The sequence below is a fragment of the Rubritalea profundi genome (assembly GCF_002954445.1).
GTDB classification, from domain to species: Bacteria; Verrucomicrobiota; Verrucomicrobiia; order Verrucomicrobiales; family Akkermansiaceae; genus Rubritalea; species Rubritalea profundi.
This window is the reverse complement of record NZ_MQWA01000001.1, coordinates 3,010,730-3,024,510: the sequence shown is the minus strand read 5'-3', so window position 1 is coordinate 3,024,510 and position 13,781 is coordinate 3,010,730. Positions and strand designations below refer to the sequence as shown.

At 48.1% G+C, this 13,781-nt stretch carries 12 protein-coding genes and 1 pseudogene; 3 read left to right on the top strand and 10 right to left on the bottom strand.

What is annotated here, in order from left to right:
• Positions 1-111: 111 nt before the first annotated feature.
• Genes BSZ32_RS13335 through BSZ32_RS13320 form a run of 4 tightly spaced genes read right to left on the bottom strand, consistent with a single transcriptional unit; the run spans position 112 to position 2,902 of the window.
• Positions 112-870 (bottom strand): Nif3-like dinuclear metal center hexameric protein, encoded by a 759-nt coding sequence (locus BSZ32_RS13335; RefSeq protein ID WP_105043869.1) that lies wholly within the window; start codon positions 868-870, stop codon positions 112-114.
• Between the two features lie 27 nt (positions 871-897).
• The gene (locus BSZ32_RS13330; RefSeq protein ID WP_105043868.1) at positions 898-1,653 is read right to left on the bottom strand and encodes an RluA family pseudouridine synthase; all 756 of its coding nucleotides are present in this window, start codon (positions 1,651-1,653) and stop codon (positions 898-900) included.
• Between the two features lie 2 nt (positions 1,654-1,655).
• On the bottom strand, positions 1,656-2,078 hold the full coding sequence (locus BSZ32_RS13325) for a secondary thiamine-phosphate synthase enzyme YjbQ (RefSeq protein ID WP_105043867.1): 423 nt from the start codon (positions 2,076-2,078) through the stop codon (positions 1,656-1,658).
• On the bottom strand, positions 2,078-2,902 hold the full coding sequence (locus BSZ32_RS13320; protein ID WP_105044855.1) for a PPK2 family polyphosphate kinase: 825 nt from the start codon (positions 2,900-2,902) through the stop codon (positions 2,078-2,080). Before BSZ32_RS13320 ends, BSZ32_RS13325 begins: the two co-directional genes overlap by 1 nt.
• A gap of 122 nt (positions 2,903-3,024) precedes the next feature.
• Here BSZ32_RS13320 and BSZ32_RS13315 point away from each other — a divergent pair, with 122 nt between their 5' ends.
• Complete coding sequence (locus BSZ32_RS13315; protein WP_105043866.1) at positions 3,025-4,584, top strand: Ppx/GppA phosphatase family protein; 1,560 nt, start codon at positions 3,025-3,027, stop codon at positions 4,582-4,584.
• 6 nt (positions 4,585-4,590) lie between these two features.
• Positions 4,591-6,705 (top strand): polyphosphate kinase 1, encoded by a 2,115-nt coding sequence (ppk1, locus tag BSZ32_RS13310; RefSeq protein WP_240610642.1) that lies wholly within the window; start codon positions 4,591-4,593, stop codon positions 6,703-6,705.
• Here ppk1 and BSZ32_RS13305 read toward each other — a convergent pair.
• The 5 genes and pseudogenes from BSZ32_RS13305 to BSZ32_RS13290 form a co-directional block, all read right to left on the bottom strand.
• On the bottom strand, positions 6,702-8,540 hold the full coding sequence (locus BSZ32_RS13305) for an SLC13 family permease (protein ID WP_105043864.1): 1,839 nt from the start codon (positions 8,538-8,540) through the stop codon (positions 6,702-6,704). The two genes, ppk1 and BSZ32_RS13305, sit on opposite strands and share 4 nt — an antisense overlap.
• 54 nt (positions 8,541-8,594) lie before the next feature.
• Complete coding sequence (locus BSZ32_RS13300) at positions 8,595-8,945, bottom strand: Spx/MgsR family RNA polymerase-binding regulatory protein (protein WP_105043863.1); 351 nt, start codon at positions 8,943-8,945, stop codon at positions 8,595-8,597.
• A 29-nt stretch (positions 8,946-8,974) separates the two neighbouring features.
• Positions 8,975-9,172 (bottom strand): annotated as a pseudogene (gene infA, locus BSZ32_RS19435) (translation initiation factor IF-1); the annotation flags it as partial.
• A gap of 26 nt (positions 9,173-9,198) precedes the next feature.
• Positions 9,199-9,357 carry a hypothetical protein gene (locus tag BSZ32_RS19430; protein ID WP_206018846.1) on the bottom strand — a complete coding sequence of 53 codons (159 nt, stop codon included), beginning with the start codon at positions 9,355-9,357 and terminating at the stop codon, positions 9,199-9,201.
• A gap of 100 nt (positions 9,358-9,457) precedes the next feature.
• Entirely contained in the window at positions 9,458-10,867 is a 1,410-nt protein-coding gene (locus tag BSZ32_RS13290; protein WP_105043861.1) for a tetratricopeptide repeat protein, read from the bottom strand.
• A gap of 181 nt (positions 10,868-11,048) precedes the next feature.
• On the opposite strand from BSZ32_RS13290, the gene BSZ32_RS13285 reads away from it, so the two are divergent.
• Complete coding sequence (locus tag BSZ32_RS13285) at positions 11,049-12,278, top strand: saccharopine dehydrogenase family protein (protein WP_105043860.1); 1,230 nt, start codon at positions 11,049-11,051, stop codon at positions 12,276-12,278.
• Between the two features lie 75 nt (positions 12,279-12,353).
• Here the strand turns inward: BSZ32_RS13285 and BSZ32_RS13280 are convergent, their stop codons facing one another.
• Complete coding sequence (locus BSZ32_RS13280) at positions 12,354-13,376, bottom strand: hypothetical protein (RefSeq protein ID WP_105043859.1); 1,023 nt, start codon at positions 13,374-13,376, stop codon at positions 12,354-12,356.
• Positions 13,377-13,781: the final 405 nt, after the last annotated feature.

Sequence of the window (13,781 nt, the reverse complement as noted above, 5' to 3'; positions counted from 1 at the left end):
TATCTAGTTGCAAGATAGAATTTTTCACCTGTCGATAGCAAGGACTATTTAAGCTTTTTTTTTTAAAAGGCACCCCAACTCGACAAAGTATCTAGGGGTGAGATATTTACGTCAAATCCCAGTAGGGTGATCTATAAATGTGTGCACAACCCCCCATTTCTCGGCAATCTGAGCACTGAGAGCTTTGACTCCAAAAGTCTCGGTAGCATAGTGTCCAGCGTAGATGAGGTTTACCCCCAACTCTTCAGCCAAGGGGTAACTCCAATGCGGCCCTTCCCCGGTAATAAATGTATCGATTCCTTGTGCCGCCATCGCTGCTATTTCAGATCCAGCCCCTCCAGTGATTACACCAACCACACCCACTGACGGCTCTTTGCGACCTCGGCAAAAATGAACATCCTGCCCTAAAGCCATCTCCACTCGTTGAATCATCTCCTCAAACTCTAGCTCCATCTCCTGCCGCAATCCCAGCTTTATGCCCTTCCAGTCGTGGTAGCTGATGGCATTCTCCATGCCAATAGCTTTTGCAAGCAATGCATTATTCCCGAGCGTGGGGTGCACATCGAGAGGTATATGCGCACTGTAGATAGCTAGATTCGCATGTATTGCCTCTGCAAATTTTTCGTACTGAGCCCCGACTAAGCACTGAACACCTTGCCAAAAAAGTCCATGGTGCACGACTAGCATGTCAGCCCCCTCATTGATGGCTTTACGAATTACCGGCAAGGAGGCATCTACCGCCGCTGCCACCTTGGTGACCTCACCATTGTTTGACAACTGAAGCCCATTGTGAGCCGCTGAGTAATCTGGGATCTCCCCCAGCCTCAACTCCTTATTTATATAGCACTCAATTTCACGCAGACTAGCCATAGCTAAGAACTACCAAAACCCTTCACTCTACGCATCAAAAAAGTCATCTAGATCCTTGGTTAAGCCAATTTCCCACTCCAACGAGACCTCATCGAGGGTGAGCGCCATCCTAGAAGCATGCAGGGCGTGACGCTTCAGTAACAGTTGAGAAGCAAGCTTAGCACTCCAGCCGCCTTCAATATAGCGTAAATAACACGTCTCATCCTCACCATAAATTTTATCACCCACCAAAGGATGGCCGAGGTAGGCTGCGTGCACTCGAATCTGATGCATCCTGCCCGTCTTAGGAAACACTCTGAGTAAACTCACCTTCACCCCTCGGTGCGTCCCTCGCTTGACTACTCTAAAATACGTTTCGCTAGGCCTCCCATCTGGGTGCACCATTTGTTTTACCCAGATTGGAGATGACTCCAACTCACCCTTACGCAACAACGGGGCATCCAGTGACCTTTCCTCCCAAGCCGGCCAACCAAGGCAAATGGCATCATACTCCTTCTCGAAAAGTCGACGCTCCATTGCACGACCAAACATCCGAGCCGCAAACTTACGCTTTGCCACGAGGACTAGACCACTGGTCTCACGGTCAAGGCGGTTGATGATCGACAGCCTTGCTCCATTTTGAATATCAAAACTCAACAACTGCTCCAGTCCACCTAACAAGGTGGGCTCAACTTTCTTACTCGTGGGATGCACAATCAAGGGCGCTGGCTTATTGACCACTATCCAATCGTCACATTCATCAACCACGTCAAAGTTGACCCACACATCTATAGGCTCGTCCATCTCTATGAATCCCCCATCACAGTCACTACAATGCGGCGGCGATGTGGAGCCCTTCGATGCTCAAACAAAAAGATCCCTTGCCACGTCCCCAACATCATTTGTCGTTCATGCACAGGAATCACCTCACTGCTACGAGTCAAAGCCATTCGTATGTGAGACGGCATGTCATCGGCCCCTTCATAAGTGTGAATAAAATAGTCAGTATCTTCGGGCACCAGTTTATCAAAAAACATCTCTAGATCACGGCGCGCAGATGGATCCGCATTTTCCATCAAGACTAGACTGGCACTGGTATGCTTCACAAAGATCGTGACAGTTCCATGGCGAACATTAGATTGCTCAACAATTCGTTCCACTTCGTGACTAATTTCGTAAGTCCCTTTCCCGCTAGTTTGGAATTCTAACTCTTTGGTAAATACAGCCATTACTTAACGTGCATATCTTTCGGATTCCACTTCACCTCAGGAAATTCCATTTTCAAGCCCTTGAGGGCGTTGATCACAATCTGAGCAACCACCAAGTTTCTGTACCACTTTCTATCGGACGGCACGACGTGCCACGGAGCATGGTCATAGGAGGTCTTTGAGATGAGATCACTATACGCAACCATGAACTCGTCCCAACGAGCTCGATCAGCTAGATCACCTGGGTCAAATTTCCAAAGCTTAGCTGGATCATCAAGCCTCGCTTGCAGTCGCTCTCTTTGCTCCTCTTTCGAAATGTTAAGAAAAATCTTCACAATTTTAGTTCCCTCATCTGTGAGCATCTTCTCAAAATCTACAATGTGCCTATAGCGATTCATCCACACCTTCTCTGGGAATAACTTCTTCACTCGCACTGCAATAATGTCTTCGTAATGACTGCGATTGAAGACTGCTATCATCCCCTTTGCCGGCACAGCCTTGTGCACTCTCCATAAAAAGTCATGAGCGAGTTCCTCTTCATGCGGAGACTTGAATGCCTTCACATGCACCCCCTGCGGGTCCATTGAGGAAAATACATTTTTTGCACAACCATCTTTCCCTCCCGCATCCATAGCCTGAACTACGATCAATACCTTTTGCTTGCCCTCAGCAAACAGTAGATTCTGCAGAGCCTTTAGCTCATCTAACTTCTCTAGCATCAATTCCGCATGGACAGACTTGGAGCCGTTCTCCCACAGTCTCTTATCTGAAGGATCCTGAGTGGTTAGATCAATTTTCACGCCAGGCTCGACACGATACATCACGCTTGCTTCATCGGTTAACATGCCATCTATCATCTCCGCTATTGGCACAGGAACTCAAGCCAAATATCTAGCATAACGACTTCGTCACAAACCAAGCCAGATTGCTTATTGCAAGACGCCCGTGGGATTGACATATTGTGAGCATGAGTTCCGATTCGCTTCCCCTCCCACCGCAAAGGCCGATTAGCGCAACAATACACATCGGCGCAAGTTCAATTTCCTTACTCATCTATACAGAAAACCCTGAAGGCAAGGCGGAACAAATCGATTTCTTAGAACAATCGGTTCCTATCGCGCACGATGTCTTCAGTCGCGGAAAACTCAACCGCTCTACAATCGAGCGCTGTGTCAACATCCTTACCGGATTCCAACAAAGCATTGATGAACTCGTTGCTGCTGTTAGCATGGCCCACTTGAGAGTTGTTGCCACTAACATCCTTTCAGAAGCAACGAACAAAGAGATCCTCCTCAATCGAATTCACATCAGCTGCGGAATGGATGTCGAGATTCTCGACGATGGGGAAATGACACGCCTCATCTATCTGAAGACCCGCAGGCGGGTGAGTGACACCCCATCCATGCGCTCACTCAACACACTGGTCCTTCATGTAGGTCCAGGTAACACACGCGCTATACTACTTCAGAAAGGTCGAATCACCTCCTACAGTAGCTACCGGCTTGGAGTTCACAGAACTGGAGAAAGTATTGCCAAAAATGAGCGCACAAATTCTTATAGAAAAAGTGTGCGCTCGCAGATCAAGGGCCCCTTGGATTCCATTATTGAAGAATTTCAGGAGGCTAACATCGAACACATCGTCCTCATCGGCTACGAGATCCAATTACTCCGTAGCTTCATAAAAGAGTTCAAAGACAAGTCATGTAGCTCCGAAGCTCTCACTCATCTCTGTGATAAAGCGGCGAAAAAAGATGACGATGAAATAGTCCAGAGCTATCGAGTCGACTACCAGACAGCCGAAGCAATTCTACCAGCACTTGAGATCAACCTAGCTGTTGTCGATGCATTCTCCCCTAAGCGCATCCATATCCCAGAGAGCGATTACGAATTAGGACTGCTCCAAGACCTCAACCTAACCCCATCGCTATCCGGAGAGTTCACTATGGAGGTGATTAGATCTGCCGAAAAAATCGCAAAAAAATACAAGGTCCATATGCAGCACGCTCGCCAAGTGGCAAATCTCTCACTTCAACTTTTCGAGCAACTCCAAGATATCCACAAACTCACTGAGCACGATGCGCTACTCTTGCACATCTCCGCAATTCTCCACGAATGCGGTGGATTCATCAGCAACCGAGCCCACCACAAACATTCGCAATACATCATCCTCAATAGCGAGATCTTCGGCCTCCCCCGCAATGACGTCGAAATGATCGCCCTCATCGCTCGCTATCACCGCAATTCATTGCCGAAACCAAGTCACTCGACCTACAAGGATCTCGATATGATCAACCGTATGCGAGTCTCCAAACTTGCATCCCTACTCCGCATCGCCGACGCCCTCGAACGCTCTCATGCTGGCCGAGTCAGCGAGCTAGAAATTCGCGTGAGCCGGCGACGTCTCCACATTTTCCTTCTTCGTGTAGCAGATGCACATGCCGAACGCTTAGCTATGCAGAGCAAAGGCGACCTCTTTGAAAATATTTTCGGATTAGAAATCAACCTCGTAGAAGACCAACTCAGCTAAACCATCATGTCCTCCAGCTACATAAACAGAGAACTCTCGTGGATTGAGTTCAACCAACGAGTCCTCAGCGAAGCTCAACGTCAAGACAAAGCATTACTTGAGCGCCTCAAATTCCTCGCGATCAGCGCTTCGAATATGGATGAATTCTTCCAAGTGAGAGTCGGTGGTCTCACCCTACTAAAAAGTACTGGATCGAGAAAGAAAGGTCTAGCGGGAATGACTCCTGTGCAGCAATTGACCGCCATTCGTAAGCGTGTCAAAATTCAAATCTCAGAGCAACATTCTCTATTGAATGACGAATTACTGCCTGAGTTAGAAAAAAATAAGATCCATATCTGCTCGCCAAAAAAGCTTCCGAAACACATCAAGGAGCAAGTTCGTCACCGCTTCGAAAAAAACGTATTCCCGCTTCTCACTCCACTCGCCCTCGATCAAGAACCTGAGAGTGACAGCCATCCAGCTCTCACCCTGCCAGCCATGACTCTGATTGTAGCATGCATGATGAAGAGTAAAAAAGGGCAGCAACGGATCGTGCTCATCCCCATCACCGAAGGCATTGATCGCTTCATTCAGGTAGAAGAACTCGGTATTCAATACGTCATCCCCATAGAAGAAGCCATCGCTGACTTCGCCAGCGGCATCTTCCCTAGTGAAACAGTGAGGGCGCACACGGTATTTCGCATCACACGGAATGGAGACATTGCGGTTCAGGAAGAAGACGCGATCGACTTAGCCGGCGAGATGGAAGAAGTCCTTTCAGCGAGAAAAACCAGTAACACAGTACGTGTCGAGATGAGCGCCACAGGATCAAGGCTGCTAGAAAAAACAGTACTCTCAGTAGCCAAAGCAAGCGTCGATCAAATTTACAGAATCGCGGGACCGCTCTGCCTGAGCGACTTCATGCAACTCGCTTTCATCTCTGGCTACGAGGAACTCAAAGCTCCAGCGTGGGAACCTCAGGCCGCCACCAGCATCGACTTCCAGAATTCAATTTTTGATGAAATCGCGAAGCAAGACATCCTACTCTATCATCCCTACCACAGCTTTGACCCCGTCATCCGCTTGATAGAAGAAGCATCCAAAGACGATGGTGTTTTAGCCATCAAGCAAGTTCTCTATCGCACAGCCAAGAACTCGCGCATCATTGATGCTCTCATTCGTGCTGCTGAAAACGGCAAACAAGTGACAGTCCTTGTTGAGATCAAGGCTCGCTTTGACGAAGCTAGAAACCTCCATAAAGCGGAAGAACTCCAACGCGCAGGTGTCCAAATAGTCTATGGAGTCAAGGGGCTCAAAACCCACGCTAAAATAACTTTAGTCCTCAGAAAAGAAGCTGGGTCGATCAAGCGCTACTGCCACTTTGGCACAGGAAACTACAACGAGACAACCGCTCGCCTCTACACTGACGCCTCTATCCTCACAGCAAATGACAACTTTGGTGCCGATGCCTCGCTTGTGTTCAATGCCATCACTGGTCGCTCAAAGCTACTCACTCCAAAACATATCCTTCCAGCCCCTACGCACATGAAGAAGCGCTTACTCGAGCTGATCTCCAGCGAAGCATCGCGGGCTAAATCTGGGGAGAAAGCATTTATCACGGCCAAGGTAAACTCACTCCAAGACAAGGACATCATCGATGCCCTCTATAGTGCCTCAAAAGCGGGAGTTAAAATCAAGCTCAACATTCGTGGTATTTGCTGCCTCAAAACCGGCTCCCGCCAAGAAGCCAAAAACATCGAAGTAGTCTCGGTGATCGACTACTACCTCGAGCACTCCAGAATCTTCCAATTCCACCAAGGTGGAGACAATCTAATATTCATTTCCTCAGCTGACTGGATGACACGCAACCTAGAAAAGCGGATAGAACTCATGATTCCAGTCACCGACAAGGAGATCAAAAATCAACTCTCTGACATCCTCGAATGCGCGTTCAAAGACAACCAGCAAGCACACCGTATCTTAGAAGACGGCAGCTCAGAGCGGATCCTGCCTAAAGGAAAAGTCAGCGTATTCAGAATGCAGGAATATCTGCAAAAAAAGGCAACCAAGCTTGCCAAAGCCAGATCGTACACACGCACTACCACCTTCGAGCCACACATTCCAAATAGCCAAAAACGCTAGAATGGCCAGAGCCAAGGAATCATGATACTCGCTACAATCCACAGCATCACATTGAGCGGGAAGCCTACTTTGAAGAAGTCGCTGAATTTATAGCCACCAGCACCATAGACAAACGTGTTGGTCTGGTAGCCGATCGGTGTGGAGAAACTGGCAGAGGCACCGAACATCACTGACACAACGAATGGTCGTGGGTCCACGCCCATCTGAATACCCACGTAGATAGACAAGGGTGTAAGCAAGGCAGCCACCGCATTATTCGAAATCATCTCGGTCAGCACATTGGATAACAGATAAAAAGCTGCCAGCATGATGTAAGGCTTCATCCCAGCATCAACAAAACTAAGACCATCCACTAGCGCAACCACAGCTCCTGCGGTATTTGCAGCGAGACCACTATGAGTCATCGCCATGCCTAGCCCCAGCATACCACAAATCATGAACACGACCTTCCACTCAATCGCTTGAAACGCCTCATGTGGGTCGAGACAACGTGTCACCAAAACCCCGAAAGCACAGCACATCGCCAATAGCACCGTAGGTACTGCAGGAATACCAAAGTTCCCTCCGAGTGCTCCAATCAGAATAAAAGCAGCTAAAGACATAAGCACAAATGGTGCCTTGTGCGTGCGACTTTCTTGGTGCTTAGGAGCGCTGAGGTTGATGAAATCTTTTTGCTGGAAGAGTCGCTGCATTTTCTCAGATGGTCCCTGCACTAGCAGCGTGTCACCAAACTTTAAGCGCTCGTCCTCGAATCGCTCACGCAGGTTCTCACCCTTGCGATGCACGGCTAGAATCAATACTCCAAAGCGCTGACGGAAGTTGAGTTCTTTTAGATTTCTTCCTGCTAGGGAGGACTCTGGGCCCAGAATACCTTCCATCAATACTGCCGACTCCGTACGGATGTCTTCCAAGCCTAGTTTTTCTTCACCCCGTACATCGACATCGGTATTATTCTTGATTCCCATCAGAGCTTGGACTCCTCCTTTGAAAACAATTTCATCCCCCATTTTAAATCGAAGTTCTGGTAGTGGGTCCAGCAATCGGTTACCATCTCTGCGCACTTCTATCACTCTCGCTTTCTTTATCTTAGCTAACTCTGAATCAGGAAATAGCTGACCAGCGAGTGGGGAGTTCTCTTTAACAAAGGCGTGCGTTATAAATTCGCGGCTCGTTTCGTTATCGATCAAAGCGGCCAATGTCGTGCGGTCTGGCAATAATTTCCTGCCAATAGTAATCATGTAAACAAACACCACTACCACAAAGGTAAGTCCCAAAGGAGTGATTTCAAACATGGTAAATGGCCTCATCTCCTTGTTGGCAATACCCGCAGCCACGAGATTCGTCGACGTCCCAATGATCGTCATGGTTCCACCAGCGACCGCGGCATAGGACAGTGGAATCAGGAATTTTGAAGCCTTGTAATCCTTTCGGCGGCATATCCCTAAAACAATAGGCATGAAAACTACAACTACCGGCGTGTTGTTAACGAAACCAGATAAGCTGGCAACCAATATCAACATCACCACCAACATCCGCATTGGACTTCCTCCTGCAAACTTCTCGAACCAATTGCCCAAGGACTCAATCACTCCAGTGCGATCAAGTGCCGCACTCATAATAAACATACACGCCACGGTGATCGGCGCAGGGTGAGAAAACACCAATAAAGCATTATTCTCAGCTCCTGGAGTCACCGAGAGCACTCCTGAAAAAATACAGGCCACCAGCCCACCAATGGCTACTAATTCGGTAGACAGCCATTCCTTCACGAAGGCCGTAAAGACAACGACCATCAAGATCGCCAAAAACACCTGCTGACCATTCTCAAAAAACATCAATACAAATACCTAGCAGAAATATCTAACTATGCTAAGTCCAAAAATTCGACTCTACAGAAAAAACTGCTCCCACTCAGCCTGCTTGAAACCAACCAAGGCCCCTTTTGGCGAAACTAGGAATGGACGCTTAACCAAGTTTCCTCGGCTATGAAGCACCTCCAGCGCTTCCAAATCGCTCAATGTAGGAAGGAGGTCTTTCATCCCCAGCTCACGGTAGTCTCCGCCAGAGCTATTAAAAAGTGCTTTGAGAGTGTGACCACTCTGCAATGCAAACTTCAGTTCGTCGACTGAGGGTGGAGTCTCGCGAATCGCGATTTCCTCCACCTCGACAGCATTTTCAGCCAACCACTTCTTGGCCTTACGGCAAGTGCCACATCCTTTGTAACTATAGTACCTAAGCATGAGCACTGAGCTAAAAAAAATCCTCTAAATTAACCAATACGGAAGGTGATCCGAGCCTTCGTAGTATCATAAGGAGACATCTCCATACGTACTCGATCGCCAATAACTAGACGAATGAAACGCTTACGCATTTTACCTGAAATGTGCGCCAATACTTCGTGGCCACCAGCAAGCTCAACTCTGAACATAGTGCCAGCAAGAACAACCTTGATTATTCCTTCAAGCTCAACAGACTTATCCTCGCGTTCGTCTACTACTTTTCTCTTGAAACGGCCTCTTCCTCCGCCGGGTCTTCTGTTTGGGCGACGACCGCCTCTTCTTGGTTTTGCTGCGATAACGTTTCTCCTTTGTTGATTAAATCAGATGCGAGCGCCATTAAGTATGGCAACTCACTTCGAGCGCGCATCTTCATTAGATATCTCGTCTGCGCAACACTTATTTGGCACTATTATTGAATAACTTTTCTCAATAAAAGCTCCAAGGCTGAAGCTTAAAGCTTTTGAAAATTCAGACTAGCTGTAGGACGACTCTACACGCGTGGCTACATCACGATAGCCGTAATCAACTTCGTAGATTTGTTTAAAGCATTCCAGAGCCTCATCCTTCACTCCCATTTTCTCGTGAATCAGGCCTTTTTCATAAAGAACCTCTTTCTTAGTCGTATCCATTGCTTGCAAGTCAGCCAAGGCATCGGACAACTGCTTGAGAGCAAGGTCATACATAGATTTCCCATCAAAAGCACGCGCGAGAGTAAGCAATACGCGTGTCCGGATGTGTGGGTTGCGTGTTGCTTGCTGCAAATGCGGAATTGCGTCACTGTATTGGCCGGCATTGTAAAGAGCTGAGCCAAGCTCGAAACGGAGTTGCGGGTCAGTAGGGTTTTGCTCCACTCGTTTTTCAGCCTCTTCCACGGACTCCTTAGCGCGTAGCTGCCTAGCTGATACGACCTGGGCGCGAAGTTCGTCGTTGTTAGGATCTCCCTCAAGCTGAGCCTCGATTTCCTTAACAGCCTCATTGGCAACACGATCACCAATCTGGCCAGCCTTTAGCTTCAGTGCTGCGTCTCCGTTACTGATCTGGAAAGCCCAGTCATAAAACGCGTGCGCATCTTTCCAGTTCTCCATTTCTTCGTAGAGTTGGGCGATATCCTTCACAACAATGAGATTGTTTTGATCTGCTTGATATTGTTCGATCAATTTACCTAACTTTTCGATCTGCTGATCCTTCGTCATTGCCGCACGATCCGAAGCCTCAATTTCAGCCATTTCCGCCGTATCCTTCTTCAGGTCATCGATACTTTGGGCATCTTCCCATCTTTGCTTTTTCATCGATGCCCGGGCTGATGAATCTTTAGACCCCTTGACCGCATGGATATCTCCTGGGTCCTGCTTCAAAATGTCATTATATACATCGGTCGCTACATCTGGCATATCACGTAGTAGGTAGTGCTCAGCGAGCTTGTGCATAAGCTTCGTGTTCTCTGGCGCACCTTTACGCACGGTTTCGAGCGCAAAGGCTGCAGTATCCAAGAGGTTCAGACGCATGGCCGTATCAAATAGCACATCATTGACCTGAGTCTCATATGGGTCTTTTTCCAGCTCCTTCTCAATCTGAATCAAGGCGCTTATTGGGTCCTTTTTAGCAGCACTAGCCAGCTTCATTGACGACACTCCACCAGATAGCCGTGCTGTCATACTGCCGATCTTCTTCTTCTTTCCTGAAGTAGCCACCACTTGGATAGCACATTTACGCGCGAGTTGACGGCCAGCTAGAAAACCAGGCTCATCTTTAAGCACCGCATTGACCAAACTAATGGCATAAGTATGGTTCTGCATTTCCACAGCGGAAAGTGCTTTTAGCCAAAATGTCTTTAGGTTTTGAGCCAATTCAGCCTCTGTAATTTCAACGATTTTATCGCTCATCTGCTAGTCTTATTTGTGTTAGGTAAAGGATTCCAAGGCATTTCTCATGCCAAGTTTTGTGGTATCATGACCAAATCATCTATCATGGCAAGCTAACCCTCAAAAATTCTAAAATAAAAGCTCTGACAATTCCCAAACTAACGATTACAAGACTCTCTAACCCACAAAATTCTACACGATTATGTCTACCGTTCTTATCATCGGCGCCGGCGGTGTCGGCTCCGTCGTTGCTCACAAATGTGCTGAGCTCTCCACCATTTTCAGCCACATCACTCTTGCATCACGCACCGTCTCGAAATGCGACTCAATTGCCAACTCTGTCAAGGAGCGCTACGGTGTGAATATCAGCACTGCTCGAATTGATGCTGACAACGTTCCTCAAACGGTTGCTCTCATCAAACAAGTTAAGCCATCGCTCGTCATCAATGTAGCCCTCCCCTACCAAGATCTTCCATTGATGGATGCCTGCCTCGAAGCTGAAGTCCACTACCTTGATACCGCGAACTACGAACCACCGAACGAAGCAAAATTCGAATACCACTGGCAATGGGCATACCAAGAACGCTTTGAGAAGGCTGGTCTCAAAGCTCTGCTTGGCTCTGGATTCGACCCAGGCGTCACCAACGTTTTCACAGCTTGGGCGCTCAAGCACCACTTTGATGAGATCCACTATCTCGACATCGTTGACGTCAACGGAGGTGACCACGGCCAAGCATTCGCCACCAATTTCAACCCTGAGATCAACATCCGTGAAGTCACTGCAGCCTGCCGGCACTGGGAAAATGGAGCCTTTCAAGAAACTGATGCAATGTCGCTTTCACAGAAGTTCACTTGCCCAGAACAAGTCGGAACCTACTCGATCTACCGGATGTATCACGAGGAGATGGAGTCGCTCACCAAGCACATTCCCACCATCAAGCGCGCACAATTCTGGATGTCATTCTCGGGGAATTACCTCAAACACCTCGAAGTCCTGCAAAATGTCGGCATGACCCGTATTGACGAAATCGAGTACAACGGTCAAAAAATCGTCCCCCTGCAGTTTCTCAAAGCCGTCCTACCAGACCCAGGTGACCTAGGCAAGACCACCACCGGCAGGACATGTATCGGCTGTATCATCCGCGGCATCAAAGACGGACAAGAAAAAGCAGTCTATATCTATAACATTTGCGACCACGAAGAATGCTTCGCTGAAGTAGGCTCCCAAGGAGTCTCCTACACCACAGGTGTCCCCGCCATGATTGGCGCTAAATTATTACTAGAAGGAAAATGGACCACTTCCGCCGGAGTCTGGAACATGGAGCAGAACGACCCAGACCCATTCATGGAAGACCTCAACCAATTTGGCCTCCCATGGACCTGCATAGAACTCGACCCCGAAGCAGCCAAATCACTCACGGTAGTTTCCTAAACTTAGAGAACTCACAAAAAAACGCACCCGAGAATTCAACCTCGGGTGCGTTTGAATTTGTAAATTTAGAGTAACCTACTTCTTTTCAGGAAGGATGCCGCGGGCAACTAGATTATTGATGCGACGGGAAACATTTTCTAGACCGTCGACGACTGCGTCGGTGTAGCTTCGGCCGTCGAGCGTGTCAGTGCCGTGACCTGAAACAGCTTCACGGAGGGCGGCGAGAGCCTCGTCTTCGTGGTGGAAGAGTTCCACAATCACTTCTGTGAGTTTACCGGTCTTAGCGCAAGCTGTTAGAAGAGCCCCAATCCAGCCATCATCAGTACTGAGGCAGCCACGCGTTGTCAGTGCTGACGCATGGAACATTCCTAACTCACCAGACTCTGCGATTTGTTCGATCAAAGCTTCATTTTCAGGAATGCTCAGCGCAGAATCACCACAATGTGCTGCATCGACAAGTAGCTTGAAGAACTTCTTTTCTAGAATAGCATTCAGGCCTTTTGCCACTTTCCACACACGACCGAGGTCGGTGAATGTAGTAAACTCAGTCCCGCGTAGGAACTCGAACTGCCAAACTGTGAGGTCGGAGTTCTCGATCCCAGCTTCATCGTAGACCCGCTTGTGGACTTTGATTATCTGCTCGACCGCGGCATCAAAATCAGCGCCCTCTTTGCGAGGAGCACCAGAGAGCCATTCTTCGAGCGAGGTTGACCCCACCTCTGTGACACCAAACTTCTTTGCCGTGTTCACACCTTCCACTAGTTGAGCTACCACAGCATCTTCATCAGCTGGGTCCATTGGATTTGCTCCGCCTACCATCAAAATAATTTTAACTATCAGCCCAAACCCTTGAAGCTGCTCATACATTTCGGCTAGATCATCAGCGTCGGCCCCATTGAATTGGGAAATCTGAACAGAATCGATCTTTACAGCTGAACGCTTTATTAGTCTTCGCATCTCAGCAACGGCAAAAAGCTCGCCATTCTCATCACGAGGGAGTTTCCCGTCATCACCCGGAACCAGTCCACCTACAAATTTTACATGCGTTGGGCACACACCGATTTCAATATCAGCTCTCAGTTTGATTGTTTTATCCATAAGATTAGATGGAAATTGCCAGCCACTCACAAAACCGTCAACTACTACCCGTGTTCGATCTCAGTATCAGCCAAAATAATTCTCCATTTTTTCGCAAGCGCTGCGTCAGACCACTTCGCGCTAGAAGTAAACAAATGCTGGATTGATCTCATTATAAATAAAGCCACACAGAAGATCGGCTCGAGCGCAAAGACTGAGCTGGAACGCTCATTTAACAGATCAGCTAAAGGTCGAGTTGCCTCTGCGCCAGCATTTGCGGATAGATCAACGATAGCCCTCCGTAGCCCACACCACATCTCAGATCCCATACAGATCAATGGATAGCGTATTCAGGTATTGTCAGACTATTAGATATGTTGGACTCTCCAGCGTGTCAGTGATTGGATAACGCGTCTTGTTGAACAG

Coding starts and splice junctions, on each gene's coding strand:
- BSZ32_RS13335 (WP_105043869.1), bottom strand. CDS start 870: ATGGCTAGTCTGCGTGAAATTGAGTGCTATATAAATAAGGAGTTGAGG.
- BSZ32_RS13330 (WP_105043868.1), bottom strand. CDS start 1,653: ATGGACGAGCCTATAGATGTGTGGGTCAACTTTGACGTGGTTGATGAA.
- BSZ32_RS13325 (WP_105043867.1), bottom strand. CDS start 2,078: ATGGCTGTATTTACCAAAGAGTTAGAATTCCAAACTAGCGGGAAAGGG.
- BSZ32_RS13320 (WP_105044855.1), bottom strand. CDS start 2,902: ATGTTAACCGATGAAGCAAGCGTGATGTATCGTGTCGAGCCTGGCGTG.
- BSZ32_RS13315 (WP_105043866.1), top strand. CDS start 3,025: ATGAGTTCCGATTCGCTTCCCCTCCCACCGCAAAGGCCGATTAGCGCA.
- ppk1 (WP_240610642.1), top strand. CDS start 4,591: ATGTCCTCCAGCTACATAAACAGAGAACTCTCGTGGATTGAGTTCAAC.
- BSZ32_RS13305 (WP_105043864.1), bottom strand. CDS start 8,540: ATGTTTTTTGAGAATGGTCAGCAGGTGTTTTTGGCGATCTTGATGGTC.
- BSZ32_RS13300 (WP_105043863.1), bottom strand. CDS start 8,945: ATGCTTAGGTACTATAGTTACAAAGGATGTGGCACTTGCCGTAAGGCC.
- BSZ32_RS19430 (WP_206018846.1), bottom strand. CDS start 9,357: ATGAAGATGCGCGCTCGAAGTGAGTTGCCATACTTAATGGCGCTCGCA.
- BSZ32_RS13290 (WP_105043861.1), bottom strand. CDS start 10,867: ATGAGCGATAAAATCGTTGAAATTACAGAGGCTGAATTGGCTCAAAAC.
- BSZ32_RS13285 (WP_105043860.1), top strand. CDS start 11,049: ATGTCTACCGTTCTTATCATCGGCGCCGGCGGTGTCGGCTCCGTCGTT.
- BSZ32_RS13280 (WP_105043859.1), bottom strand. CDS start 13,376: ATGGATAAAACAATCAAACTGAGAGCTGATATTGAAATCGGTGTGTGC.